This is a genomic window from Synechococcus sp. A15-60 (assembly GCF_014280095.1).
GTDB lineage: Bacteria > Cyanobacteriota > Cyanobacteriia > PCC-6307 > Cyanobiaceae > Synechococcus_C.
The window spans coordinates 2056328-2080171 of sequence record NZ_CP047933.1; the positions used below are offsets into that span (position 1 = coordinate 2056328).

Genomic DNA, 23844 nt, shown 5'->3' on the forward strand with positions numbered 1-23844 from the left:
CCAGCTCAGGCCGCAAGGCGGCGACGCAAAATGCGGCTTCCCCCAGACGCTGCCGGCAGCTCCTGTTGGATCTCCAATTCCAGAACGGGAAGAAACGGGTGCTGGTGCACCTGGAAACCAACGCCGGAGTCTTGGGGAAGTGCATCCAGCAGAACTCGGTTCTGGAAGGCTCCCTGAAGAGTAGGCACGCCTTCGAGGCTGTAACCAGGGCCGCAGCGCATCAGCACCTGACCGCGCCAGATACGGTCGGGAGCCGGTCCAACGGCATAGACGATCACCCGATCGCCGCGGGCCTGAGGATCGTGAGCTTGGGTGGCAATGGCGAGCACGGGTCGTCGTCCCGCCATGGGGCAGGGCCACCGCATCGAAAGCGGCGGATCCACCATCCAGCCGTGGGCCAAGGCCAGTTCCGCGCGGATCAGCTCGAGGCTGCGTTGCTGCCGGCTCGTTTCGCGCAAGCGCTGGGCCATGGCCTGCCCAAAGCGCAGGTCTGCACCAATGAGCCGGAGCATCAGCGCAAAAAGCAGGCTGCCCAGGCTGAGGGCCAGCATCAGCTCCAGCAGGGTGAATCCCTTCGCCTGGTTCAGCGGCAATCGCCATCGCATCAGCTCAAGCCTCCTGCGGATCGGGCAGACAGCGCCGACTGCTGAGACGTTGCCCTTGCGCTGGCGGGCCTCCTTGGTAGCGGCCGAGCCTGCTCACCCCCAGGGGAAGACTCACCACCAAACAACGGCTGTGATCCAGGCGCCCGTGGCTGAGCACGGTGGTGCCGCCATCCAGCAGCAGTCCGTTGGCCGACACGCGCATGACGGCAGGCAAGTTGGTATGCAGCTGGATCGGTCCCTGGTGGAGGACCTCCTGCAACGCCACAGACACCCCAGGACAGGGGGGCAACTCGCCCGGCAACGCCTCCTGCTCTGGGGCATTCCAAGCATCACGATTCAACGCAATGCCGCAGGCCATCTGCTCCCGTCGCGCCACGGAGCGGGCCCGCTCCAGACCGAGCAACAGACGACGGGCAGCGGCATCCAGCTGCAAGCGATCATGGTCGCTTCCGCTGGTGACCAAGGGAAGCGACGCCATGAGACCCAACAAGGCCACCACGCAGATCAGCTCGAACAATGTGAAGCCGGCTTGAGAACGGGTCATGGCCGGCACAGTCCAAAGGCAGCAGGGCTGAGCAGCTGACGGCGCTGCATCAGCACGGACCCGTTGTCATCCACCAGCGCAAGCTCCTGCCAGAGGCCGCGCAATTGGCCATCCTGCGTCCATTGCCGTGTGATTCCCTCGGGCAAGGGCAACGCGGCATCGGCTGCGGCAGCAACGGCAACCGCATCCCACTGGCAGGGCGCCACTGCCGTCATGAGCTGCTTGGTGTTTGCCGCGTGTCGCGCGAGCCAGCGGTGACTAGCGAGTCGCACCATCTCCAGATCAGCCGCCTTGCGCTCCATCGATGCGGTGTCGTGCACCAACGCCGCCGCTTGGTTCCACACACCCAGTGCAGCTGTGCTGCTGATGCCAACCAGCACGGATGACACCATCACTTCCACCAAGCTCATGACGCACCCCCTGCTTGCGCGCGGCCTATCAGCTGGGGTTGCGACACGGCCACCACTGCAGGGCTGGCTGAATCCAACTGCAGGTAAAACCGGGCAGCGCGACCATCAGCCAGGCTCAGATCCAATTGACCGCGGTCGTGATCTGCACGCCAGGCCAGCAGCTGCCAACGCTGATCATTCACCCATCCCTGGCGCAGACGATCCGGATCGGCATGGACGCAATCACTGCCGGGCTGATGCCATTGATCGGAGGATTGCAACAGCAGGCAGGCCTCCGCAGCGCGGGCATCGGCGACAAAGGCCTGGGCCGCGGACTGAAGCTGATCCAGCGCCTGCAGCCTGCGCAGGCTGGCCTGATGGCGCCAATGGCCTTGCAGGGAGAGCGTGTGAATCGAGGCACTCCCGAGCAGCAACACCGCAGATGCCGTCATTGCCAGTGGCATCACGAAGCCACTGCGCCGTTGCAACACCAACCGCTCTTTTGATCGGGGGATCATCAACACCACAACGCGAAAACGCGACTGGCGGAAGCATTCCCCGCCAACCGCCCATAAGGTGCAAACAACCACGCGCAGGCCATGGCTGATGCTCCCGCGAGCCGGCTGCTGATCGTCGATGACGATCCCGAATTGCTGCAGCTGCTGCGCGACGAGCTCAGCGAAAGCGGGTGGGACTGCCATGTCGCCAACTGCGGTGGTGATGCGCTGCTGCAGCTCCGGCAAGAGCGCTTCGATCTGGTGGTGCTGGATTGGACCCTGCCCGATTTCGAAGGCATCGAGATCTGCCGGCGCCTGCGCAGCAGCGGCGACACCACCCCCGTGCTGATGCTCACGGCTCACGACGATGTGGATGAACGGGTACAGGCTTTGGACCTGGGGGTCGACGACTACCTCACCAAACCGTTCGAGCTGAAGGAATTGCAGGCCCGCGTGCGCGCGCAGTTGCGGCGCAATAGCTACAGCTCCAGCGAGCCGGCGACGGAAAGCCTCAGCCTGGGGGACCTGCGCATCGATCTGCTCTCACGGGAGGTGCGCCGAGGTGAGAAGCAGCTGAAGCTGTCGCAGCGGGAATTCGATCTGCTGGCCTATCTCGTGCAACACCACGATCAGGTGCAACCCCGGCAGACCATCCTGGAGAACGTGTGGGGAGCACCGTTCGTGGGCGATCCCAACACCTTGGATGTCTACATGGGCTATCTGCGCCGCAAGGTGGAGAGTTCTGGCCAGCCAACGCTGCTGCACACCATTCGCGGTGTGGGCTTCATGGCCCGGGTGGAGCCAACCTGAAGCGCAACTGCAGATCAGCACCACCGCCGGGAGCCTCGGCAATCACCAAAGCACCATCCATGGTCCGCATCCATGCATCCACCAAGGCCAGGCCAATCCCTGTGCCACGGGTGCCGGCGGCAGTGCTGCCGCGCCTGAACCGCTGCAGCACCAACGCCCGCTCGATTTCAGGAATACCGGGCCCTTGATCCAGCACATGCATCACGAGCTGATCGCCGTCGTGCTGCGCCTGCAGCTGAATCGATCCGGAGGCGTAGGCCAGTGCATTGCCGACCAGCTCCTGAAGGCATTGCTGTAGGCGATCGGCATCCGCCCACAACGCGGGCAATGGCGCCTGCGCCGGTTGGGGCAATTGGAGACGTCCAGGCGCAGATGTCGACAACGTTTCGTAGATCTGCAGCAACTGCGCTTCTGGATCCAGAGCACTGGCGTGCAACTGCACGCGCCCGGCATCGATCAGGGCCAGATCCCGCAACACCCGTAGCAGCCGGGTCATGCGCAGGGCTTCCGCGCTGACTCGATCAGCAGAGCGCTGAGCAGACTCCGGCAAGGAATGACGCTGCAGGCGCTGGGCATGGCCCGAGATCACCGTGATCGGAGTGCGCAGCTCATGGGCGACACCATCCACGAACGCACGCTCCCGCTTCCAGGCAGCGGCCAACCGTTGCTGCAGGTTGTTGAACGCGATGGCCATCGAGCGCAATTCCTCAGGCTGAGCTGAAGGATCAAGCAAGTGTTCTCCGAGGTTGTCGGCCTCCAGCCGCTGCAGCTGCTGATCCAACTGATCGAGAGGGACCACAAGGCCACGACGCAGCACGGGACGCAACAACAACGACGTAAACAGGATCGACACCCCCGCTGCCGCTACCAGCAGCAGCTGGGTGGTGCGCTCCTGCTCCAGTGATGCGGTTACGTTCTGACGCAGCTCCAGCCAACGTTGTTCACCGCTGGGCAACTGCACCGCCCGCCGGCTCACCAGCCATTGCTCTCCAGAGGAAGCAGGCTGAATGCGGGGCTGCTGGTCAGCGCCCTGGGCAAGCAGCGACACCTCCAGCCCAACCCCCTCAAAGGGCTCGGGGACGGGTTGACCAGCAGACGCCTGTTGAACGAGAACTTGAACCAAATCACGATGCTGCTGACGCCGTTGCAGATCCGAGAGCGCACCGTTGAGACCCAGCAACAGGGTGTAGCCGGCAATCACCGTGAGCACGGCCGTGGACTGAAGCCATCCTCTTAATGACCGCAACGGCTGGTGTGTCAACGGCTGAGACGAACCCTAAGAACCTTCTTAGGAAGCTTTAGCCGTTCATTCCTGTACGGACCATGAGAAAGGGAGATGGTGAATCTGTGAGCACCACAGGTGCCAAAACCATTCACTCAATCCACTGACCAGCCATGACCACTCTCAACAGCCGGCTCCAGCTGGCCATGCTCAACCGCAAGAAAGGACGCAATCTGCTCGAAAAAGGCTTCACCCTCGTGGAGCTGATGATCGTGATTGTGATTGTTGGAATTCTTTCATCAGTTGCGCTACCAAACTTCTTAAGTCAACAAGACAAGGCAAAGGCGACAGAGGGAACAACAACACTATCCTCGATCCTTAAAACAGCCTATGCAGATTATCAAGCTGATAATTCGGCCACAGATGCGTCAACAGCTGCCACAGTCGCAATAGCCGGAGCCAATAAAGTCAATTTTGACTACGCGCACTCCCCTGTAACAACAGGCGACACGATCAGAGTGTTAGCCACAGGCAAAGCTGGATTAGAAGACAAAGGCAATCTTGGTGGTTGCGTCAAACTTACCACAGGGGAAATAAAAATTAGCAAGTCTCTTGACACGGCTTTGACAGAAGCCAAAATTTCCTGCCCAGAAACACAAAATGGTGGCTGATTAGAAGCCAACAACAAAACCAATCCTGATCTTTCAAAACTAGTGTGGCCTAGACAGGCCACACTGATTTCCTGACATGAAATCCTCAACGATCAAGAAAAGCGGATTTAGCCTTACAGAGGTTCTTATCACTGTAAGCATCGTATCGATCTTATCCTCAATAGCACTACCCAACTACACGCGAAGCATCTGCAAATCAGACCAAGCAGAGGCAGTCAGCGAACTCACGATGCTGCAGACAGCTGCAATGAGTTATACGGATGAATATGGCACAACCCCAACCACCTGGGATCAAATCGGGACCATCATGCCCATCCAAACAATATCTGATAGTGGCACTAAAACCACAGCATCTGGAAGCCTAAATAGTACCCATATCTTGAGGAGCGAAAAATATGAACTCAGCGGGGAATCGAATACCAACATCACCACATTCAGTGTGAAGTCAATCGGAGGCTGCAGTAATTACGACGCCAAAGCCTGCGTAAATACGCAAACCGGACAATCCGACATCGCCAAAAAGGATGGCAACAATGCGATCCTTACGACCACTTGTGCCTAGGACATCAACAATGGCCAACCCACTCACATCCCATTCCCAAACAGAAAGAAGTTGCCTCAAACCTGGCAATAAAATAAAAACAGAAGAGCAGGGCATTGCTCTGGTGATGGCACTACTGATGGGAATGGTCCTTATGGGTGGAGCCAGTGCACTGATGATCAGAATGATTGGATCCAGAAAACTGAGCGCGTCAGAAAGCTACCAACAACTAGCGGAAGCAGCGGCTGTGAATGGCTTCAATCGAATCCTGGCAACACTCAACAGCCCCAAAAAAGATGATTACCGAGGCTATCTCTATCTCATCAACAATACCGAAGCTGATGACGGAAGTTTTGGCTGGGACACTCTTCCAGAGACAGAAGAGCCATGCGCAAGCAAACTCACTACAGTGCCGGACTGGCACAGCACAGAAATACCGCTCCAAGAGAATGGGACGACATTGCGAAATGATGGAAGTGGAAATCTACGTACGTACTATCGCTTAAGACGCTACGTCGGTCCAAGCCAAACAAGTTCAGCACAATTTGAGATTGAAGGGATTGTCAGGCGTGAGGGCTCACAAAAAGACTACGAAGCCCGATCACTTCTAAAACGATCGCTCTTCGTCAACTCGCGTGTACCGACCCATAAAGACTGGGCTGTTCTTGCAGGACGCGACCTTGAGCTTGATGGCTTAACCCGAATGGACTCTAATAGCGATGCTGCAGGAGGGTTAATCATCAATCTATTGACCGGCACAAGCAACTTTGACAACAGCAATCCCGACTCCTGCAATGCAAGCAATCTGCTCGCGCTAGCAGGGATACAAAGCACCGGCAGCGGCTTCACCGATCCTGACAGCGATGATCCCGCGCAAAACTCGTCACTAGCCAACTCAATTTGGCCTGTCAAAAACATCAATAGCAATGCATGGGATATTCCGAATCCTGAATACTTCAATGCAGACAACACCAATGACACAGTCCAATCAGGGACAGCAATTCGAATCTGGTCATTCAGCGACAATCTCAATGGAAATGCTCTAGACGGAAACTATGGCCTCCAATGTGATCAAGGCTTTAGCCCAGTCTGCAGTCGGCCAACGAGCAATGATCCAGACTCTCAGCATTCCATCCCTATTGAGACATCACAAATCGCAAGCACATTTCAGACCAAAATAGTTAACGGAACAGCCTGCGTCAACAAAAGAACCTGGGGGAAAAACGATCAATACAAAGCGGATGAAATCTATCAAAACCCAGACAAATGCGACTCAACCGAAGACAAGTGGAAAAGTCGAGTTGAGTGGCGCATCATCACAGGACAAGTGAATGAGCCAACTTACACAATTACCCTAAAAGATAGCGATCTATGCTCAACAGATAGCATCACTCTAGAAGGAGATGTTTGTCATATCTACATCGAACAAATCAATTTAGAGCGCAGCACCCTCCTGATTGAAAACAGCGAGCAAAGACCGGTCGTCATTCATTTAGAAACACCATCCGGAGCAGCAAGACGAGCCGACATTCAAGGCATCCAAAACTCTGAGTATCTCTACAACCTCAGCGGAACAAGCAAGCTATGCGGTGTCGATGCATTGTCTACCGACACAGGGAACACACAACGTGACTGCAACCTCCATGCTGAAAGGTTCATCCTTGTGTCAAGCGACGGGGATCCAACAGCTGAATGCTACGCAAACAACAAACCAGCAACACTTAGGTTCGGAAGCACAAATTTACCGGCAGCGATGATTGCCATGCCGAACGGCAATGTGGAGTTGAATGCAAACAACACAGCAACCAAAGCAGTCATCTGGGCCAATGCTATTTGCACTGGCAGCAATCAGACCTTAGAACTCAGCACAACGAGTTCTGATGGCTCACGTCCAATCATCAGCAAAGCACAAGAGCTATGGGAGTGGGCTGAAGAGAGAAGCTACGGGCGCACTGTTGCACGAGGAATTCGAGGGACAGGATTCGACACCTTTAGCCGCTGGTAAGTGGACCTCAAGCAAAACTCAAGCAATCACAGGAACCTCTCACTCAACACACCAGCTTCACTTCAAACAAAAACAATCAGAGATGCCAAACTAAGAATGAACAGAACTACGAGTACACATCTTTTAGTTTGACAATCACTTATACGAGAGTCATCTCGTGCTTACAAGCCCATCCCACAGAAAGCATAAGAGCAGACGGAGCACAGAAGCCTTTACTCTCGTAGAGGTCCTCATCGCCGGTGTTTTATTAACAGCCGTACTGATCGCAGTTGCACGCTTCTCGAGCCAGGCAATGGCTAGCAGCAACCATCAAAAAGATCGCCAAGCTATCGAAGCAAGCATCAATGACAATATTCAGTTGATTCAACAAGCAGACTCACAAATTACCGCAACACGACTAGCAAAAACGGATGATGGTTTTTTTGATGAAGTCAATCTAGAGCAAGCCTGTGGATCAGGAACAATATCAAGTAATGCCGCTACTTTTCTAATGAGTCAAATCAGCAACAGCGCAATCAGCGTTCCTGGGCCAGAACCAGGAATCAGACAAACAGACTACTCACTTCAACGTGAACTCAGCATTCTCGATCTCGGAACTAGTTACATGCTCAAAATCGTTTATAGCTTTGAAGCGCCAGAAGAAAATGTCAACACAGAGTATAGGTCCATTGAGATTAGCCCTAGCTTTGAGGCAAACTGCTACCAATGAGAACCCCCTTAGATACCAATAGAGATGGAGGTGCTCCCAGGAACGGGTTTACTCTTTTAGAGCTCTTGGTAGCCGTCATTATCCTCACAAGTGCAACGGCATGGGCATTACCTCGCCTCAATCACAAAATACAGCAAGGTCAAGTCGATACATACACCCAGAACCTAGAAACAGGCTTATTCAACTTGACGGCGAGGGTAAGACGCACCGCTAAATATTGCACACTCTTCAAATCAAATCCTGCAAAGAATGACTATACCGAGCCACAAAATGTAATTGAGATTGGCCAAATGAGTGCCAATAATCGGAATCAATTGATTGACTGCCCATGCCCTTCAGGGAGTAGCAATTGCGACACACAATTCCGCTTTTTACACAAAGAACAAACACGTGAGGCCAATCTCATCGCAGTTAAAGTTTCTGAAACAAATTATGGTTTATCTCCCCAAGGAACAAATCCAGAGGGCAGAGATTTAATCTTTCGAATCCGATCATTAAACTGGGGAAAAAATCAGCAAGTCTTCACCCGCTGCCTGATTATCTCAGGGAATGGGCATTTATTCAAAGGCACATGGGATTACAGCCACCAGGGACTAGGAGCTTCAGCATGCAAACGATTCTGCCCGGTAGATGGAAACTGCAATTCCGAATGAAATCGAAAGAACTCTCATTCTCTTCTCATACTCATAACAGCAATCACTCATTACAATTGGCTTTAATTCATACACAATAAGAGAACAGAGTTTTACGACGGAATGCCATGAATCGCCATTCCTTAATTCCGAGACCACATCTCCAAAAAGATCAAAGAAACAACTTGGGCTTCAGTATGACGGAAATGCTGGTCGCCGTTAGTGCAGGCGTGTTGATTATGGGAGCCGGTTCGATGGCTTTAAGATCAACGGGTGGTCTCATCAGCGATTCAAAGCAGCGTGCTGTGCTGAGGCAAAACACCAACAACGGCATGCGCTTGCTGCGGTCCGAAGTTGAGCGCAGCCTTCATTTGATCGTTAATAGCAACGCACAAAGCACACCAGAAGGTGATGCGTTCCATTTGGGGTCCAAACGCTATGAAGATCTTCTAAGTCACTGTCGGCAAAACGCACCACAATCACTATTCGTGCCAGCCTTTGGCATCAAAATGGCTTCAACTGAGCTGATTGAACCAGTGCTCTATGGTTTTAGCGTCAGTCCGATGAGCAGCGGGTACAGCCTGATGCGCTGTGGCGCACCAATGGATGATAACGGTGCTTATATTCAAAGCACGAGCACCGACAAAACCGATCGAAAGGAATTTCTTGGGGTTGTTATCGACAACATTGCACAGATGGACTGTGCGAAAACTACTGATGACAAAGGGAATACCATATTTCTAGATACAACCTGCGATGGGGCTGGCAATGATGATCTTGAGACAACAACGAGCCAAGTAGACATTCTCCAGGCGATGCAAAATAAAACCGGGGATGGACAAGGTCTTCTCTTCAGTACCAACACTGAAGGGGAAATTGTCACTCCAGAAGTCAGCTTCAGACAACCTGCACTGAGAATTCAAACTGACAGCACCTTAAAGCTTCTGAAATTCATCGACCCAAATCCGCAAGACCAGGGACGAACCTATAGCTATCTAGCTCTCGAGAATTCCGGCAAAACAACCACAACCCAACCTCTTTATCTTGCAGCCTATGCACGCGCCGATAAACGACTGGGGCAATATGGCTCAGATGAAGGGCTTCAAAACATCACAATCTTCCAAGACATCACCAGCGACCATATCCGATTCGTTCTGGATGGCTCAGGATCCATGAGTGCATGTATCATCTGGGATGACAAACAGAGCACAACAGGCAGCAGAAAATTTTGGAATGGCAATGGTTACATCTGGACCAATCAAGTTTGTAGTTTGACGAGGATGGAAACACTGATTGACGAACTTTATGCACTGGTCAGCGCTCTCAAAGATGACACCAAAATTGGCCTAGAAATGTTCAGCTCAAGCAGCGGAGAAAACCACAACAGGGAATGGTCATTATCAAGAAATAATCTCGCACGCCTCGGTGATAGTGGTGTCCGTGAGTCCGCTCAGCAATGGGTAATTAGCCTAGATGACGTGGAAAATGTGGGTAATTGGGGAGGCACCATTCCATGGCCTGCCTTGAAACGTGCTTTCGCTGATGAAGAGGCGGATACGGTTTACTTCCTCTCTGATGGAATCCCCAATTCCTTCAGCAACAATGGATTACCAAGCAACGTCAGTGGTTCTGATGAAGTTGTGAATTACTTCAGCTCGCTCAACACACGACGCGACGAAGACAACCATCCGAAACTAACCGTGAACACAATTGCACTAGGACTAACATCCGATTGGATGAAATCATTTTCAGAACAAAACAATGGCAAATACATGCAATATGACAGCGAAAGCTTGAGCGAAGTCGACAACTAAAGACGGAGGATCAACAACATTAAGGACTCTGATTCAACTTCAGCACCGCCATGAAGGCCTCCTGCGGCACATCCACCTTGCCCATGGCCTTCATGCGCTTCTTGCCCTTGGCCTGTTTCTTCAACAGTTTCTTCTTCCGGGAGATGTCACCGCCGTAGCACTTCGCCAACACGTCTTTGCGCATAGCACTGATGCTGGTGGAAGCAATGATGCGGCTGCCGATGGAAGCCTGCAAAGGAATCTTGAACTGCTGGCGGGGAATCAGCTCCTTGAGCTTTTCCACCAGGCCCTTACCCACGTTGTAGGCCTTGTCGCGGTGCACGATCGTGGTGAGGGGATCCGCCCGCTCGCCGTTGATCAACACATCCAGGCGCACCAGTTCGTTCTTGCGGTAACCAATCAGGTGGTATTCCATCGAGGCATAGCCCTGGGTGCGTGTCTTCATCTGATCGAAGAAGTCGGTCACCACTTCCGCCAGCGGTAATTCGTAAATCAGCGTCACCCGATCGGTAGTGATGTATTTCATGTCGACGTACTCACCGCGCCGCTCCTGGCAGAGCCCCATCAGCGCGCCGTTGTAGTCGTTCGGCGCATAGATCTCCATGCGCACGTAGGGCTCTTCGATCGATTCACGCTGCTGCGGATCCGGAAGCGTGGCCGGGTTGTCGATCATCACCTCCGAACCATCGACCATGTTCACCTTGTAGATCACCGACGGCGCGGTGACGATCAGATCCAGGTCGTATTCGCGTTCCAGCCGCTCCTGCACAATCTCCATGTGCAGCAGGCCGAGGAAGCCGCAGCGGAAGCCGAAACCCATGGCACTGCTGGTTTCAGGCTCGAACTGCAAGGCCGCATCTGAGAGCTGCAGCTTGTCGAGCGCTTCGCGCAGATCCGGGTACTGGTCGGCCTCTGTGGGAAACAGGCCGCAGAACACCATCGGCTTGGCCTCGGTGTAACCGGGCAACGGCTCATCGGCCGGGGCATTCACCAAGGTGATCGTGTCGCCCACACGCGCATCAGCCACTGCCTTGATCGACGCCGCCAGGTAGCCCACCTCACCAGCGTGCAGCTCATCCACCTTCCGCTGATCAGGCGCCATGATCCCGATCTCATCGAGTTCATAGGTTTTCTTGCTCGCCATCAACAGCACCTTGTCTTTGCAGTTGATGCTTCCGCTCATCACGCGGAAATACACAATCACGCCCCGATAGGGGTCGTAATAGGAATCAAAGATCAGCGCCTTGGTGGGCTCCTCCACCGTGTCGGCCGGTGGGGGCACCTTGTCGACCACGGCCTGCAAAATCTCAGGCACACCAAGGCCGGTCTTGGCCGAACAGGGAATGGCGTTGCTGCAATCCAGACCGATGATCGCCTCGATCTCCTCTTTGATGCGGTCAGGTTCCGCCCCGGGTAGATCAATCTTGTTGAGCACCGGAATGATCTCCAGATCGTTCTCCAGGGCCAGGTACACATTGGCCAAGGTCTGCGCCTCCACGCCCTGACTGGAATCCACCACCAGCAACGCGCCCTCACAGGCCTGGAGGCTGCGGCTCACCTCATAAGAAAAATCGACGTGCCCAGGGGTGTCGATCAAGTTGAGGGTGTAAGTCTCCCCATCAGCGGCGGTGTAGTTCATCCGCGCCGCCTGGAGCTTGATCGTGATGCCGCGCTCCCGCTCCAGATCCATGTTGTCCAGGAACTGGTCCTGCATGTCGCGGTTGGCCACCGTGCCGGTGTCTTGCAGGAGCCGGTCCGCCAGCGTCGACTTGCCGTGGTCGATGTGGGCGATGATGCAGAAATTGCGGATCCTTGAGACGGGAGCGTCGGTCATGCGATTGGCGGGATCCCGGCTCGGGCTAATCAATTCGTTGAGTCGATCCTAGGGAGCAACCCGCAGGTCCCACGGGCGAAGCCTGCAGCCGCTCATCAAGGCCTGAACAGACCACCACCAGCCTCTTCAATGATGTGAGGAAGACCCGTTCGTGATGCCCTCCCCCTGGCTGCTGCTGTTGCTAGCGATCAGTGCCGAAGTGGTGGGCACCTCCTGCCTGAAGCTCTCGGAGGGGTTCAGCCGACCAGGGCCAACCATTGTTGTGCTGGCGGCCTATGGCGTCTCGATGACCTTGATGTCGCGGGTGGTGCAGGTGCTGCCGATCGGCCTCACCTACGCCCTCTGGAGTGGGATCGGCATCGTGGCCATCGTGTTGATTGGGATGCTGGCCTACAACCAGATGCCCAGCCCAGCGCAATTGATCGGCATGGGGCTGATCACCGCCGGGGTGATGATCGTCAATCTGTCGGGTTCGATGAAGAACGGCTGAACCAGACCCCCCTTCCATGGGAGCCTCAGCAACAGTTTTGAGGTGACATCCCCATGCAGCGTTGGCGTCGTTGGCTGCTGATTGCGGTCGTGGTGGCTGGCCTCGCCGTGTTGTTCCACCTCATCCATGTGCATGGGTTGGAACCCATCCGCGCCCAGGTAGAGCAACTGGGGGTGTGGGCTCCGCTGGGGATCGTGGTGCTGCGCGGCATCAGCATCCTGTTGCCCGCCCTACCGAGCACGGCCTACTCGCTGCTGGCCGGAGCGTTGCTGGGTTTCCAGTCGGGCTTCATCACGATCGTGCTTTGCGACCTGATCTTCTGCCAGGCGGCATTCCTGCTCGCACAGGTGTACGGCCGGGGACCGGTGCGGCGCCTCGTGGGCGAGAAAGCGATGACGACCATCGAAAACTTCGGACGCAACCAGCTGGAGGGCAATCCCTTCCTGCTAACGGGAATGCTGATGACCGGGTTCTTTGATTTCGTGAGCTACGCCGCTGGCCTCAGCGGAACCCGCTGGCGTGGCTTTGCCCTCCCACTGCTGTTCAGCGTGCTGTTGAGCACGGCCCCGATCGTTGCCCTGGGCGCCAGCATCTTCCAGGACGGCCAGAAACTGCTGATCGGAGGCGTGCTGGGGGTGTTTGCCCTGGCCTTGGTGGCGGGCCTGGTCAAGCGTCGCACCCGCAACAATGCGAAATCAGGTGTTTAGCCCCAGCAGGGCATCGCTGCGCTGACGCGTGTTGACCAGCAATTGAGCGTCAGCGTTGAGGTCTTGTCCATAACTGGGGATCAGGGCGTTGAGGCGCTGCTGCCAGCCATCGCTGGCCAATTGAGAGGCAAAACAGCGTTCCAGCACCTCCAGCATGATTCGCACCGAGGTGCTGGCCCCCGGTGATGCCCCCAACAGGGCCGCCAACGAGCCATCGGCAGCCGTGACCACTTCAGTGCCCATCTGCAGCTTTCCGCCGTCTTGCGTGCGCTTGATGATCTGCACCCGCTGGCCGGCCACGGACAGGCTCCAATCCGCATCGCGGGCTTCCGGCAGGAAGGCACGCAAGGCCTCCATCCGGTCTGTCTCGCTCTGGCGCAGTTGGTTGATCAAATACTTCACCAGCGACAGGTTGTTGACCCCCACCTGCAGCATCGGCAGCAGGTTGGTGGCACGCACCGAGAGCGGCAGATCGAGCAGCGAACCGGTCTTCAGGAATTTGCTGCTGAATCCTGCGTACGGCCCAAACAGCAGCGAGCGCTGACCATCGATCCAGCGGGTGTCGAGATGGGGCACCGACATCGGCGGCGCACCCACCTTCGCTTTGCCATAAACCTTGGCGTGATGTCGGTCCACCAATGCCGATTTGCCACACACCAACCACTGACCACTCACCGGGAAACCGGCATAGTCAGCCGCCTCCGGGATGCCGCTGCTCTGCAGCAGCGGCAAGGCCCCACCGCCTGCACCGAGAAACACAAAGGGGGCTTGAACGGAGCGGCGACCGGAGGGACCTTTGAGCTCCACCTGCCAATCGCCGGAGGTCATCGCTGGGGTGCGCAGCCGATTCAGCCCCTGCACGCCGGTGCCGAAGCACACCTCCAGCGCACCAGCAGTCTGCAGGGGCTGCAACAACGCCCGGGTGAGCGAGCCGAAATCCAAATCAACTCCCCGTTCAATCCGCGTTGCCGCCAAAGGCTGATCGCGCCGGCGACCCTCCATCACCAGAGGCATCCAATCGGCGATTTCAGAGGCATCCACACTCCACTGCATGGCGGAGAAGGCAGGGAGCTGACTGAGCTGTTGATGCCGCTGCTGCAGGAAAGCCACATCGTCGTGCCCCCACACCAGGCTCAGATGCGGCACCTGGTGAAGAAAGCTGGCTGGGTCCAGCAGCCCCTTTGCGGCAAGCGATGCCCAAAACTCCAAGCTGCGCTCAAAAGCAGCATTGATGGAGAGCGCTTTAGCCGTGGCCACTGATCCGTCGGGCTGTTGCGGCGTGTAATTGAGTTCACAGTTGGCCGCATGACCGGTGCCGGCGTTGTTCACCGCTGCACTGCTTTCCAAGGCAGGGCCCTCGAGACGCTCCACCAGCAGCAGGCGCAGCCCTGGGTCGAGTGCATGCAGTAGCGACGCCAGGGTGGAACTCATGATTCCCGCGCCCACGAGCACAGCGTCGTAACGGTCCATGGCAGCGGCGGGTCCTAAGTCCTAAGGCTATGAATCCGCCAGGACGCACGGCTGCCTACGCTGAATTCAGATTCGAGTCCGTCATGAGCACCGAAACGATGCCTCTCACCAGCGAGAACGTGGAGAAGGTGCTCGATGAGCTGCGTCCATTCCTGATGGCCGATGGCGGCAATGTGGAGGTGGTGGAGATCGACGGTCCTGTGGTGAAAGTGCGCCTGCAGGGTGCCTGCGGCAGCTGCCCCAGCAGTACGATGACGCTGAAGATGGGCATCGAGCGCAAAATGCGTGAAGCGATCCCCGAAGTGAGTGAAGTGGTGCAGGTGCTTTGAGCCCTGGACCGACTCTTTGTCTATGGAAGCCTCAAAGCGGGAGGTGAAGCGCATCACCTGCTCGATGGCTGCACAAGAGAAGCCGACGGATTGCTGAGCCAGGCCAGGTTGATCGTCCAGAACGGTTACCCAATGCTCATCCCTGGCACTGGATCAGTGCATGGCCAGGTGTATCGGATCCCACCAGAGCGATGGCCGGGCTTGCACGCCTGGGAAGGAGTCCCCACCGACTACGCCTGTGGGCGCCGCCAGTTGGACGACGGTCGCTGGGTGTGGGTGTATCAGCAGCCCAATCATTAACGCCAGCGGTCAAGCGATCATGGGGACTGGATCGCACATCCAACTTTGAGAGACCTCTGCCCTGCCCTGGCAAACAAGACCTATTTCAATTACGGCGGTCAAGGTCCTCTACCGACACCTTCGCTCGACGCGATCACAACCAGCTGGACACGCATCCAGGAACTAGGACCCTTCACAGCAGAGATCTGGCCTTACATCAGCAAAGAGGTCAACAGCACGCGCGGCCAGCTCGCCCGAATCTGCGGGGTCCCGCCTCATCGACTTGCCCTCAGCGAAAACGTCACCACCGGATGCGTTTTGCCGCTCTGGGGATTGCCTCTCAAACAGGGTGATCAAATCCTGATCAGCGACTGTGAGCATCCAGGAGTGGTGAGCGCCTGCCATGAATTCGCCCGGCGTCTCCAACTCACGATCGCAACCCTGCCGGTGAAACATCTGCGCGGTGGTCGCGACGGGCAACAGCAAACCGATGAGGCCCTGCTCAGCGGCCTAGAGGAACACCTCAGCCCGAAGACTCGGCTGGTGGTGCTGTCTCATCTGCTCTGGAACACCGGGCAAGTGATGCCGATTCGAGCCGTGGCCGAACGACTGGAGCAACACCCTGCTCACCCCTACCTGCTGGTGGATGCCGCCCAGAGCGTGGGTCAAATTCCCGTGTCTAACGCCGCATCAGCCGCAGACATCTATGCCTTCACCGGTCACAAGTGGGCCTGCGGGCCTGAGGGTCTTGGCGGCTTGGCCCTGTCTGAGCGCATGCTGACCGAAGCCAACCCCACGATCATTGGCTGGCGCAGCCTTCAAGACGAGAGCCGCGCCATTGCCGGTGACCCGGATCCGTTCCATCACGACAGCCGCCGTTTTGAGGTGGCCACCAGCTGCGTTCCCCTGATGGCCGGGCTGCGCCGTTCCCTGGAGGTGCTCGATCAGGAGGGATCTGCTGAGGAGCGCCTGCAACGCATCACGTCGCTCAGCGCCACGCTCTGGAACGCGCTCGATGCCATCCCAGGGGTGACACCGGTCCTGGATGGACCACCGCCCGCTGGCCTGGTGAGCTTTCAGATCAGCCAGGGAGCAACTCAGATCGATCCCGCCGCGGTAGTGCAACGCCTCGGCGCAGATCAGCTGTGGATTCGCGATCTGGCGGATCCCTCCTGCTTACGCGCCTGCACGCACATCTGCACCACGGTCGAAGAGCTCGAACGTCTCACCAACGCAGTGAGCAAGGAAGCCACCCCCTGCTGATCAGCCCCAGCAGCGAAGGGCTTTTTCCGCCTCTTCTCGATCGTCAAAATGCACCTTTTCGGTGCCCAGGATCTGATAATCCTCGTGCCCCTTCCCGGCAATCAACACCAGATCGCCAGGTCCTGATGCCGCGATCGCCTGGGCAATCGCCACGGCGCGATCAACTTCCACCACGCGATCAGCATCCAACGGCAGACCCTGCACCACATCCATGAGGATCTGTTGCGGATCCTCTGTCCGAGGATTGTCCGAGGTCACCACCACTGCATCGGCCAACTCCGCTGCGATCGCTGCCATTTGAGGTCGTTTGCCCCGGTCGCGATCGCCTCCGCATCCGAACACACAGATCAAGCGTCGTTCGGCAAAGGGGCGGCAGGCCTCAAGAGCGCTGCGCAAGCCATCGGGCGTGTGGGCGTAATCCACCAGCACAGAGGGTCGTTGCTCGGCTGTGGGGGCTGCGGGCAACACGCGCTCCATACGACCTGGAACCCCGCGGAACTTGGGCAAGGCCTGGAGGAGCAGCGAGAGTGGCAACCCCTGCTGAAGCAGCGCGCCCAGGGCCTGCATCGCATTCATCAGGTTGAAACGTCCCACTAACGGGGAATGGAACCGCGCGTCTCCCTTGGGGGTGATCAACAAGCCCTGCACCCCCGCGGAGGTCATCTTCAGGTCGCGCATGAACAGATCAGCCTCCTGCTCAAGGCTGCAACGCCATGCGCGTTCGCCCAACCGTTCCGCCAGTCGATGTCCCCAGGGATCATCCACATTCACCACGGCAGCTGGACCTTCCCCCACCAGAAAGGGCTCCGCGAACAGACGCGCTTTGGCGTCGAAGTAGTCCTCCATCGACGCGTGATAGTCGAGGTGGTCCTGGGTGAGATTGGTGAACACCGCGCCGGCAAACCGGCATCCCGCCACCCGTCGCTGATCCAGGGCGTGGGAGCTCACCTCCATGGCCGCCACCTGAGTTCCTCCAGCGAGAGCTTCCGCCAACTGCGCCTGCAGCCGATCCGCTACTGCCGTGGTGTGAGTGGAGGTGATGCTGTGGCCAGGCCAGCGATTCACCAAGGTGCCGAAGAGTGCAGCGGGTCGACCGCACTCCGCACTCAGGTGCTCGATTAGGTGCGTTGTGGTGGTTTTGCCGTTGGTGCCGGTCACACCAATGAGATGCAACCGCGATGAGGGTTGTTGCCAGAACGCCGCGGCCAACTCACCAGCCCAATGAGCAACAGGGGCCGGAAGCACCAACACCGGATCCTCACTGGTGGGCGGATGGGATTCGGCGGCCTCGGCGCCGATCAACGCTGCCGCCGCACCGGCCTCCAATGCCTTGCGCCAGAACTGACCACCATCCACCCGCTCACCGGGAAGTCCCACAAACAGACAACCGGAACCGACACTGCGGGAATCGCAGGTGATGGCCTCAATCCCCGGGTTTGGGAAGCCTTCCGGCACCGGTAGAGCAGCCGTTTTGAGAAGGGAATGAAGCGTCTGCGTCACCAACAACCCCCTTGAATCCAGCTTTTCTAGTTCGATCCTGCGCTGGTGGGAGATAGCCGTTGCAACCAACCAAACAGTCCCTCTGCACTGAGCCGCGGCGAGACCCGCGGTAAAGGAACGTCCTGGAGGTGCAGAACTGGCACCTCCAGGTCGTAGCGAGCGCGTAGTTCAGGTTCGACGCCTGGGGCGTCAATGTCGATCACCGTGAGCTGGAGAGGAGGGCGTAACTGGCTGAGATCCAGCTGCCGCAGACGCTGCTCCAAGCCCTCACAGAGGCAGCAACCCTGGCGACTGAACAAGGTGAGCTGCAACGGATCAGTCGGGGACGGGGTCACAGCCGCAAGGGGTGAAGGGATGGCACCGGCTGATCCGGCGCAGGGTGAGCCAGCCACCACGCCATGGACCGTGTCGCTGAATCGCTTCCACTCCGTAGGCGCTGCACGTGGGAATGAACCGACAGCGGGGACCCAGCAACGGCGAGATCCAGCGGCGATAAAAGCCGATGAGCGCCAACATCAACTGCGCCAGCGCCTGGTTGAGGGATTGCGCCAAGGAGTGTGATTTGTCGCCGGATAGAGTGTTCGATTCGCACATGTGAAACCGCGATGTGGACCCTGCGTCCAGCATGACGGTTGAGCGGTGCGGATGCTCCAACACCTTCCTTACTTATGTCTCGTTACCGCGGCCCTCGCCTGAGGATCACGCGGCGCTTGGGAGACCTCCCCGGTCTCACCCGGAAGGCCGCCAAACGGTCCTATCCCCCCGGTCAGCACGGCCAAGCCCGTCGCAAGCGCTCTGAATATGCGATCCGTCTCGAAGAGAAGCAGAAGCTTCGCTTCAACTACGGCGTGTCTGAACGCCAACTCGTGCGCTACGTGAAGAAAGCGCGCGCCCAGGACGGTTCCACCGGAACCAACCTGCTCAAGCTGCTCGAGAACCGTCTCGACAACGTCTGCTTCCGTCTCGGTTTCGGGCCGACCGTGCCTGGCGCCCGCCAGCTGGTGAACCACGGACACGTCACCGTGAACGGCCGCGTGACTGACATCGCCAGCTACCAATGCAAGGCCGGTGATGTGATCGCGATCCGCGAACGCAAAGGCAGCAAGAAGCTGGCTGAGGGCAACCTCGAATTCCCCGGTTTGGCCAACGTGCCTCCGCACCTGGAGCTCGACAAGTCGAAGCTCAGCGCCAAGGTCGTGAGCAAGTGCGAACGCGAATGGGTCGCACTGGAAATCAACGAACTGCTGGTGGTGGAGTACTACTCCCGCAAGGTCTGACACCTGCCCTGCTCATTCGTGGTCATCGTCCCCGCCCGGCAACACCGCGGCGGGGATTTTTTTGGCACCTGCACTGATCAGCGCATTAACGGATGAGGTTGGCCTTGAAAAAACCCAGTCCAAGGCCAAAGCCTTTGGGTTTGTCTTCCAGAAACGTGATGGCCAGTTCAAAATCCATCAACCCCGCCTCCTCGATCAGCTGACGAGACAGCTGGCCCTCACGCTGTTCCAAGTAGCGGGCATGAATTTGCTCTTTGTTCTCACTCAGAAACGTGACGATCTCGCTGAGCACGTGATCCCGCCATTCATCTTTGTCAAGCTGCTGCAGAGCGCTCTCAGCCACGGCCGGAAGGTTTGGATCTGGACCGACGCTAGCGGCGGTCAGCAGGCCGTTTCCTAGCCTTGCCACTTGATCGCAGCCACGCCTTGCAGCGTCCAGCAAAAGCACCGGCCGACAGCACCCGAGCCATCCATCACGGCGAGAGCTTTGCAGAGGGCACGGGCACGGTGATGCCCCCGATCTACGCCACCTCCACCTTTGCCCACGGCAACTCCGAGGGTTTCGACTACACCCGCTCCGGCAACCCCAACTTCCGGATCCTGGAGGGTGTCCTGGCGTCTGTGGAGCACTGTGAACACGCCACGGTGTTCGGCTCCGGCGTGAGCGCGATTACCGCCATTGCCTCAGGACTGCGTCAGGGCGATCTGGTTCTGTGCGAAGAAAATCTCTACGGCTGCACCGTCCGTTTGTTCGAGCAGGTGTTCGCCAAGTTCGGCGTGCGCACGCAATGGGTGGACTTCACCGCGCCTTCTGCGGTTGATGCGATTGCTTCGAGCCAGCCAGCCATGGTCTGGTTGGAAAGCCCCACCAATCCCCTCCTGAAGGTGATTGATCTGAAGGCGGTGTGTGCCGCAGCCAAGGCCGCCAATGTTCCCGTTGTGGTGGACAACACCTTTGCCACAGCCCTCGTGCAACGACCGCTCGAACTGGGAGCCACCCTGTCACTCACCAGCACCACCAAATACATCAACGGCCATTCCGATGCCCTGGGTGGGGCGGTGTGCACGGACGATTCCAACTGGCACCAGAAGATGGTGTTCGCGCAGAAGGCCCTGGGCTTGCAGCCCTCACCCTTCGACTGCTGGTTGATCACCCGCGGCATCAAAACCCTGCCCCTGCGTCTGAAACAGCAGATGGCCAACGCGGCCACGCTGGCGGATCACCTGGCGAATCACCCCCGGGTGAGCTGGGTGCGTTACCCCCACCGTTCAGACCATCCCCAGCAGGACGTTGCTCTTCAGCAGATGCGCGGTGGGGGAGCCATAGTCACCATCGGCATCAATGCCAGCCGTGACCAGGCCTATGCGGTCTGCAAGGCACTGCGCTGGTTCACGATGGCTGAAAGCCTCGGTGGCGTGGAGAGCCTGATCTGCCATCCCGCCACCATGACCCACGCCGCCGTTGCCGCCGAGGTGAAGCAAAAACTGGGCATCAGCGATGGCCTGATCCGGCTGTCCGTGGGGTGTGAGGATGTTTTGGATTTGATCAACGATCTCGACCAGGCGTTGAACCAGCTGCGATGAGTGCTCGCGATTTACGGCGCGATCCCTGCTGGCAGGCCGGCGATTTGGGCCATCCGCTGCCCGATTCCCCACACGCCGTCTCGGTGGCCCTACCCACCTGGCGTGATGTGATCGCTTACGAGGAGAACGATCCGAACTGCCGCGGCGCCCTGCGAACGGTCTACCCACGCTTCGGTTTGCATCCACTGGTGGCCGCACTGGCCAGCCAAGCGCTGCAGCAGACCAACACATCCTTCCCCCAGGGTTCGAGCAGCTGGCCTTATCCCAACCGAGCTGCAGCAACCGCGGCTCAGATGCACTGCCGGCGGCAACGATCCAACGGAACTACGCATCTCGAAACCATCCATGGACTGACCTGCCTGGTCGCCGATGCCATTTGCACACCAGCAGCCAAAGCCTTCTGGCAGCACACAGGGCTCGGTGCTTCCTCAAGGCTTGCCGCTGTGGCCCTCGGACATGACACCGCTCCAGATCCCGAGGACGGTGCATCAGCACGGTGCAGCGTGGTTCGGCGTCTGGCCGCGATCTACGACTGTGAACCCGAGGCGATCAGCCTGCATCCCTCGGGAATGGCCGCCCTGCACCGGGCGCTTGAACTGGTGTGTGATGCCGACCCAACACGGCCGGTGCTGCAGATCGGGTTTCCTTACGTCGATGTGCTGAAACTTCCGCAGATGGTCTTCGCTGGAGCTGAGCTCCTGCTGGATGACCGTGCAGCCAGCGTGCAATCCGCGCTCGACTCCCTGCGACCTGCTGCAGTGGTGGTGGAAGTACCCAGCAATCCCCTGCTGCGCTGTATCGACCTTGCCGTCATCGCCAAGCTCGCGCATCAACGCAACATTCCTGTGATCGCCGACGACACCATTGGCTCCGGCCTGAATGTCGATGCCTTGCCGCACGTCGACCTGGTGTTTAGTTCCCTCACCAAAAGTTTTGCCGGTCGAGGTGATGTACTTGCAGGCAGCCTTGTCTTAAGCCCCCACTCCCGTTGGCACGCACAGCTCATCGACGCGGCACGACAACGCCCGCCCCTGGCCCCACTGGCCGACGGCGATGCCACGGTCTTGGAGCAAGGAAGCCGTGATGTCGCCGATCGCATCCCCCGTTTGAATGCCAACACCCTGTTGTTGGCTGCACGTCTCCGTCAGCACCCTGCTGTGGCGCGGGTGTTTCATCCTGCTGACTGTGAGAACTTTCGGCAGCTCCAACGACCGGGCGGAGGCCATGGTTGCTTGCTTTCCTTTGAACTGAAGGGCGGCAGCGAACAAGCCCAACGGGTGTATGACGCCCTCGCGGTTTGCAAAGGTCCCAGCCTTGGCACCGCTTTCACGCTGGTGTGCCCCTATGTGCTTCTTGCCCACTACAAGGAGCTGCCCTGGGCAGCCCGTTGTGGTGTGCCATCCCATCTCCTGAGAGTGTCGGTGGGTCTTGAGGAACCCGAGGAACTCTGGCGGCGCTTTCAACAAGCCCTGGATGCTTAGGACGCCTTGGGCATGGGCACCTTTAAGGGCGTATGACGGTCGCCACAGCGCGCCGTTCCCAGGAGCCATAGCAACACCAAAGAGGGGTTGATTTATCAGAGTTTGAACAAGGCCTTAAGAGACAAGCACGTCGTCGAGTGCTCTATCTACATTGCTGAAATTGGCTAGTTCCCGACTTCCCATGCCTCGCGTTTACGCCGATAACAGCCAGGCCATTGGCAACACCCCCCTGGTTCGCCTCAACCATGTCACCAAGGGCTGCAAAGCCACCGTTCTCGCCAAGGTCGAAGGTCGCAACCCTGCTTACAGCGTGAAGTGCCGGATCGGCGCAAACATGATCTGGGATGCCGAGAAGCGTGGCGAGCTCACCGAAGGCAAGGTGATTGTCGAGCCCACCTCCGGCAACACCGGCATTGCCCTGGCCTTCACCGCAGCAGCCCGCGGTTACAAACTCGTGCTCACCATGCCCGAGTCAATGTCGATCGAACGTCGCCGTGTGATGGCCGTTCTTGGTGCTGAAATCGTGCTCACCGAAGCGGCCAAGGGCATGCCCGGCGCGATTGCGAAGGCCAAGGAGATCGCTGCCACCGATCCTGGCAAGTACTTCATGCCTGGGCAGTTCGACAACCCGGCCAACCCCGAAATTCACGAGAAGACCACCGGTCCTGAGATCTGGAACGACTGCGATGGCGCCATCGACGTGCTCGTCGCTGGTGTTGGAACCGGTGGAACCATCACCGGTGTGTCGCGCTACATCAAGAATGAAGCCGGCAAGGCAATTGAATCCGTCGCCGTGGAACCCACCCACAGTCCGGTGATCACCCAGACCATGAACGGCGAGGAGGTGAAGCCTGGCCCCCACAAGATTCAGGGCATTGGCGCTGGCTTCATTCCCAAGAATCTTGACCTCTCCGTGGTCGACAAGGTGGAGCAGGTGACGAACGACGAATCCGTCGCGATGGCTCAGCGCCTGGCCAAAGAAGAAGGGCTTCTGGTGGGCATCTCCTGCGGTGCTGCAGCCGCAGCCGCCATTCGCCTGGCCCAACAGGACGCTTACGCCGGTAAGACCATCGTCGTGGTGCTGCCCGACCTGGCGGAGCGCTATCTCTCCTCGGTGATGTTTGCCGATGTGCCCACCGGCATCATCGAGCAGCCCGTCGCAGTCTGAGCCCCTCAGGTCTTTTCTGAACG

General features: G+C 57.9%; 27 protein-coding genes. 16 read left to right on the plus strand and 11 right to left on the minus strand.

Going from position 1 to position 23844, the window contains the following annotated elements; genetic code table 11:
* Positions 1-5: 5 nt before the first annotated feature.
* From SynA1560_RS11265 to SynA1560_RS11280, 4 genes are read right to left on the minus strand one after another with little or no spacing between them, the layout of a single operon-like run.
* Positions 6-605 carry a prepilin-type N-terminal cleavage/methylation domain-containing protein gene (locus SynA1560_RS11265; RefSeq protein WP_186500542.1) on the minus strand — a complete coding sequence of 200 codons (600 nt, stop codon included), beginning with the start codon at positions 603-605 and terminating at the stop codon, positions 6-8.
* A gap of 4 nt (positions 606-609) precedes the next feature.
* Positions 610-1149 (minus strand): prepilin-type N-terminal cleavage/methylation domain-containing protein, encoded by a 540-nt coding sequence (locus SynA1560_RS11270; protein ID WP_186500543.1) that lies wholly within the window; start codon positions 1147-1149, stop codon positions 610-612.
* Positions 1146-1559 carry a hypothetical protein gene (locus SynA1560_RS11275; protein ID WP_186500544.1) on the minus strand — a complete coding sequence of 138 codons (414 nt, stop codon included), beginning with the start codon at positions 1557-1559 and terminating at the stop codon, positions 1146-1148. Before SynA1560_RS11275 ends, SynA1560_RS11270 begins: the two co-directional genes overlap by 4 nt.
* Positions 1556-2128 carry a hypothetical protein gene (locus tag SynA1560_RS11280; RefSeq protein ID WP_255476946.1) on the minus strand — a complete coding sequence of 191 codons (573 nt, stop codon included), beginning with the start codon at positions 2126-2128 and terminating at the stop codon, positions 1556-1558. The genes SynA1560_RS11275 and SynA1560_RS11280 overlap by 4 nt, the downstream gene beginning before the upstream one ends.
* Positions 2129-2137: 9 nt before the next feature.
* On the opposite strand from SynA1560_RS11280, the gene SynA1560_RS11285 reads away from it, so the two are divergent.
* The gene (locus SynA1560_RS11285; protein WP_186500545.1) at positions 2138-2845 is read left to right on the plus strand and encodes a response regulator transcription factor; all 708 of its coding nucleotides are present in this window, start codon (positions 2138-2140) and stop codon (positions 2843-2845) included.
* On the opposite strand, the gene SynA1560_RS11290 is transcribed toward SynA1560_RS11285, so the two are convergent.
* The gene (locus tag SynA1560_RS11290) at positions 2820-4091 is read right to left on the minus strand and encodes a sensor histidine kinase KdpD (protein ID WP_186500546.1); all 1272 of its coding nucleotides are present in this window, start codon (positions 4089-4091) and stop codon (positions 2820-2822) included. The two genes, SynA1560_RS11285 and SynA1560_RS11290, sit on opposite strands and share 26 nt — an antisense overlap.
* A 149-nt stretch (positions 4092-4240) precedes the next feature.
* Between SynA1560_RS11290 and SynA1560_RS11295 the strand changes: the two genes are divergently transcribed.
* From SynA1560_RS11295 to SynA1560_RS11320, 6 genes are all read left to right on the plus strand, one after another.
* On the plus strand, positions 4241-4738 hold the full coding sequence (locus tag SynA1560_RS11295) for a type IV pilin protein (RefSeq protein WP_186500547.1): 498 nt from the start codon (positions 4241-4243) through the stop codon (positions 4736-4738).
* A gap of 76 nt (positions 4739-4814) precedes the next feature.
* Positions 4815-5300: a type IV pilin protein gene (locus SynA1560_RS11300; protein ID WP_186500548.1), complete on the plus strand. Its 486-nt coding sequence runs from the start codon at positions 4815-4817 to the stop codon at positions 5298-5300.
* A 10-nt stretch (positions 5301-5310) separates the two neighbouring features.
* Entirely contained in the window at positions 5311-7284 is a 1974-nt protein-coding gene (locus tag SynA1560_RS11305) for a pilus assembly PilX N-terminal domain-containing protein (RefSeq protein ID WP_186500549.1), read from the plus strand.
* 292 nt (positions 7285-7576) lie between these two features.
* Positions 7577-7993, plus strand: coding sequence for a hypothetical protein (locus tag SynA1560_RS11310; protein WP_186500550.1), 417 nt, complete (start codon positions 7577-7579; stop codon positions 7991-7993).
* Positions 7990-8646: a Tfp pilus assembly protein FimT/FimU gene (locus SynA1560_RS11315; RefSeq protein WP_255476947.1), complete on the plus strand. Its 657-nt coding sequence runs from the start codon at positions 7990-7992 to the stop codon at positions 8644-8646. The genes SynA1560_RS11310 and SynA1560_RS11315 overlap by 4 nt, the downstream gene beginning before the upstream one ends.
* Positions 8647-8822: 176 nt before the next feature.
* Complete coding sequence (locus SynA1560_RS11320; RefSeq protein WP_186500552.1) at positions 8823-10439, plus strand: hypothetical protein; 1617 nt, start codon at positions 8823-8825, stop codon at positions 10437-10439.
* A gap of 19 nt (positions 10440-10458) precedes the next feature.
* On the opposite strand, the gene lepA is transcribed toward SynA1560_RS11320, so the two are convergent.
* Positions 10459-12273, minus strand: a complete 1815-nt coding sequence (lepA, locus tag SynA1560_RS11325) for a translation elongation factor 4 (RefSeq protein WP_186500553.1) — start codon at positions 12271-12273, stop codon at positions 10459-10461.
* 154 nt (positions 12274-12427) lie between these two features.
* Between lepA and SynA1560_RS11330 the strand changes: the two genes are divergently transcribed.
* A complete protein-coding gene (locus tag SynA1560_RS11330) occupies positions 12428-12763 on the plus strand; it encodes a multidrug efflux SMR transporter (protein WP_186469365.1) in 336 nt (111 codons plus the stop codon).
* A 53-nt stretch (positions 12764-12816) separates the two neighbouring features.
* Positions 12817-13470, plus strand: coding sequence for a TVP38/TMEM64 family protein (locus tag SynA1560_RS11335; RefSeq protein WP_186500554.1), 654 nt, complete (start codon positions 12817-12819; stop codon positions 13468-13470).
* Here the strand turns inward: SynA1560_RS11335 and SynA1560_RS11340 are convergent.
* Positions 13459-14940 carry a malate:quinone oxidoreductase gene (locus SynA1560_RS11340; protein WP_186500555.1) on the minus strand — a complete coding sequence of 494 codons (1482 nt, stop codon included), beginning with the start codon at positions 14938-14940 and terminating at the stop codon, positions 13459-13461. The two genes, SynA1560_RS11335 and SynA1560_RS11340, sit on opposite strands and share 12 nt — an antisense overlap.
* 83 nt (positions 14941-15023) lie before the next feature.
* Between SynA1560_RS11340 and SynA1560_RS11345 the strand changes: the two genes are divergently transcribed.
* The 3 genes from SynA1560_RS11345 to SynA1560_RS11355 are packed head-to-tail and all read left to right on the plus strand — an operon-like array spanning position 15024 to position 16811.
* The gene (locus SynA1560_RS11345) at positions 15024-15269 is read left to right on the plus strand and encodes a NifU family protein (protein ID WP_186469368.1); all 246 of its coding nucleotides are present in this window, start codon (positions 15024-15026) and stop codon (positions 15267-15269) included.
* 3 nt (positions 15270-15272) lie between these two features.
* Positions 15273-15569: a gamma-glutamylcyclotransferase gene (locus SynA1560_RS11350; RefSeq protein WP_186471187.1), complete on the plus strand. Its 297-nt coding sequence runs from the start codon at positions 15273-15275 to the stop codon at positions 15567-15569.
* Between the two features lie 45 nt (positions 15570-15614).
* Complete coding sequence (locus SynA1560_RS11355; RefSeq protein ID WP_186500556.1) at positions 15615-16811, plus strand: aminotransferase class V-fold PLP-dependent enzyme; 1197 nt, start codon at positions 15615-15617, stop codon at positions 16809-16811.
* On the opposite strand, the gene SynA1560_RS11360 is transcribed toward SynA1560_RS11355, so the two are convergent.
* Genes SynA1560_RS11360 through yidD form a run of 3 tightly spaced genes read right to left on the minus strand, consistent with a single transcriptional unit; the run spans position 16812 to position 18905 of the window.
* Positions 16812-18311: a UDP-N-acetylmuramoyl-L-alanyl-D-glutamate--2,6-diaminopimelate ligase gene (locus SynA1560_RS11360; protein WP_186500557.1), complete on the minus strand. Its 1500-nt coding sequence runs from the start codon at positions 18309-18311 to the stop codon at positions 16812-16814.
* 26 nt (positions 18312-18337) lie between these two features.
* A complete protein-coding gene (locus SynA1560_RS11365) occupies positions 18338-18622 on the minus strand; it encodes a glutaredoxin family protein (protein ID WP_255476948.1) in 285 nt (94 codons plus the stop codon).
* Between the two features lie 4 nt (positions 18623-18626).
* Positions 18627-18905, minus strand: a complete 279-nt coding sequence (gene yidD, locus SynA1560_RS11370) for a membrane protein insertion efficiency factor YidD (RefSeq protein WP_186500558.1) — start codon at positions 18903-18905, stop codon at positions 18627-18629.
* 74 nt (positions 18906-18979) lie between these two features.
* Here yidD and rpsD point away from each other — a divergent pair, with 74 nt between their 5' ends.
* Entirely contained in the window at positions 18980-19588 is a 609-nt protein-coding gene (gene rpsD / locus SynA1560_RS11375; RefSeq protein WP_186469373.1) for a 30S ribosomal protein S4, read from the plus strand.
* 85 nt (positions 19589-19673) lie between these two features.
* Here rpsD and SynA1560_RS11380 read toward each other — a convergent pair whose 3' ends face one another.
* Positions 19674-19931, minus strand: a complete 258-nt coding sequence (locus SynA1560_RS11380; RefSeq protein WP_186500559.1) for a hypothetical protein — start codon at positions 19929-19931, stop codon at positions 19674-19676.
* 83 nt (positions 19932-20014) lie between these two features.
* Here SynA1560_RS11380 and SynA1560_RS11385 point away from each other — a divergent pair, with 83 nt between their 5' ends.
* The 3 genes from SynA1560_RS11385 (at position 20015) to cysK (ending at position 23821) form a co-directional block, all read left to right on the plus strand.
* Positions 20015-21172 (plus strand): PLP-dependent aspartate aminotransferase family protein, encoded by a 1158-nt coding sequence (locus SynA1560_RS11385; RefSeq protein WP_186500560.1) that lies wholly within the window; start codon positions 20015-20017, stop codon positions 21170-21172.
* Positions 21169-22653 carry a PLP-dependent transferase gene (locus tag SynA1560_RS11390; protein WP_186500561.1) on the plus strand — a complete coding sequence of 495 codons (1485 nt, stop codon included), beginning with the start codon at positions 21169-21171 and terminating at the stop codon, positions 22651-22653. Before SynA1560_RS11385 ends, SynA1560_RS11390 begins: the two co-directional genes overlap by 4 nt.
* Before the next feature lie 181 nt (positions 22654-22834).
* Positions 22835-23821 (plus strand): cysteine synthase A, encoded by a 987-nt coding sequence (cysK, locus tag SynA1560_RS11395; RefSeq protein WP_186469377.1) that lies wholly within the window; start codon positions 22835-22837, stop codon positions 23819-23821.
* Positions 23822-23844 lie beyond the last annotated feature (23 nt).

Bases quoted from the DNA above. Each gene is read 5' to 3' on its own strand.
- SynA1560_RS11265 (WP_186500542.1), bottom strand. From the start codon at position 605: ATGCGATGGCGATTGCCGCTGAACCAGGCGAAGGGATTCACCCTGCTG.
- SynA1560_RS11270 (WP_186500543.1), bottom strand. From the start codon at position 1,149: ATGACCCGTTCTCAAGCCGGCTTCACATTGTTCGAGCTGATCTGCGTG.
- SynA1560_RS11275 (WP_186500544.1), bottom strand. From the start codon at position 1,559: ATGAGCTTGGTGGAAGTGATGGTGTCATCCGTGCTGGTTGGCATCAGC.
- SynA1560_RS11285 (WP_186500545.1), top strand. From the start codon at position 2,138: ATGGCTGATGCTCCCGCGAGCCGGCTGCTGATCGTCGATGACGATCCC.
- SynA1560_RS11295 (WP_186500547.1), top strand. From the start codon at position 4,241: ATGACCACTCTCAACAGCCGGCTCCAGCTGGCCATGCTCAACCGCAAG.
- SynA1560_RS11300 (WP_186500548.1), top strand. From the start codon at position 4,815: ATGAAATCCTCAACGATCAAGAAAAGCGGATTTAGCCTTACAGAGGTT.
- SynA1560_RS11305 (WP_186500549.1), top strand. From the start codon at position 5,311: ATGGCCAACCCACTCACATCCCATTCCCAAACAGAAAGAAGTTGCCTC.
- SynA1560_RS11310 (WP_186500550.1), top strand. From the start codon at position 7,577: ATGGCTAGCAGCAACCATCAAAAAGATCGCCAAGCTATCGAAGCAAGC.
- SynA1560_RS11315 (WP_255476947.1), top strand. From the start codon at position 7,990: ATGAGAACCCCCTTAGATACCAATAGAGATGGAGGTGCTCCCAGGAAC.
- SynA1560_RS11320 (WP_186500552.1), top strand. From the start codon at position 8,823: ATGACGGAAATGCTGGTCGCCGTTAGTGCAGGCGTGTTGATTATGGGA.
- lepA (WP_186500553.1), bottom strand. From the start codon at position 12,273: ATGACCGACGCTCCCGTCTCAAGGATCCGCAATTTCTGCATCATCGCC.
- SynA1560_RS11330 (WP_186469365.1), top strand. From the start codon at position 12,428: ATGCCCTCCCCCTGGCTGCTGCTGTTGCTAGCGATCAGTGCCGAAGTG.
- SynA1560_RS11335 (WP_186500554.1), top strand. From the start codon at position 12,817: ATGCAGCGTTGGCGTCGTTGGCTGCTGATTGCGGTCGTGGTGGCTGGC.
- SynA1560_RS11340 (WP_186500555.1), bottom strand. From the start codon at position 14,940: ATGGACCGTTACGACGCTGTGCTCGTGGGCGCGGGAATCATGAGTTCC.
- SynA1560_RS11345 (WP_186469368.1), top strand. From the start codon at position 15,024: ATGAGCACCGAAACGATGCCTCTCACCAGCGAGAACGTGGAGAAGGTG.
- yidD (WP_186500558.1), bottom strand. From the start codon at position 18,905: ATGTGCGAATCGAACACTCTATCCGGCGACAAATCACACTCCTTGGCG.
- rpsD (WP_186469373.1), top strand. From the start codon at position 18,980: ATGTCTCGTTACCGCGGCCCTCGCCTGAGGATCACGCGGCGCTTGGGA.
- SynA1560_RS11390 (WP_186500561.1), top strand. From the start codon at position 21,169: ATGAGTGCTCGCGATTTACGGCGCGATCCCTGCTGGCAGGCCGGCGAT.
- cysK (WP_186469377.1), top strand. From the start codon at position 22,835: ATGCCTCGCGTTTACGCCGATAACAGCCAGGCCATTGGCAACACCCCC.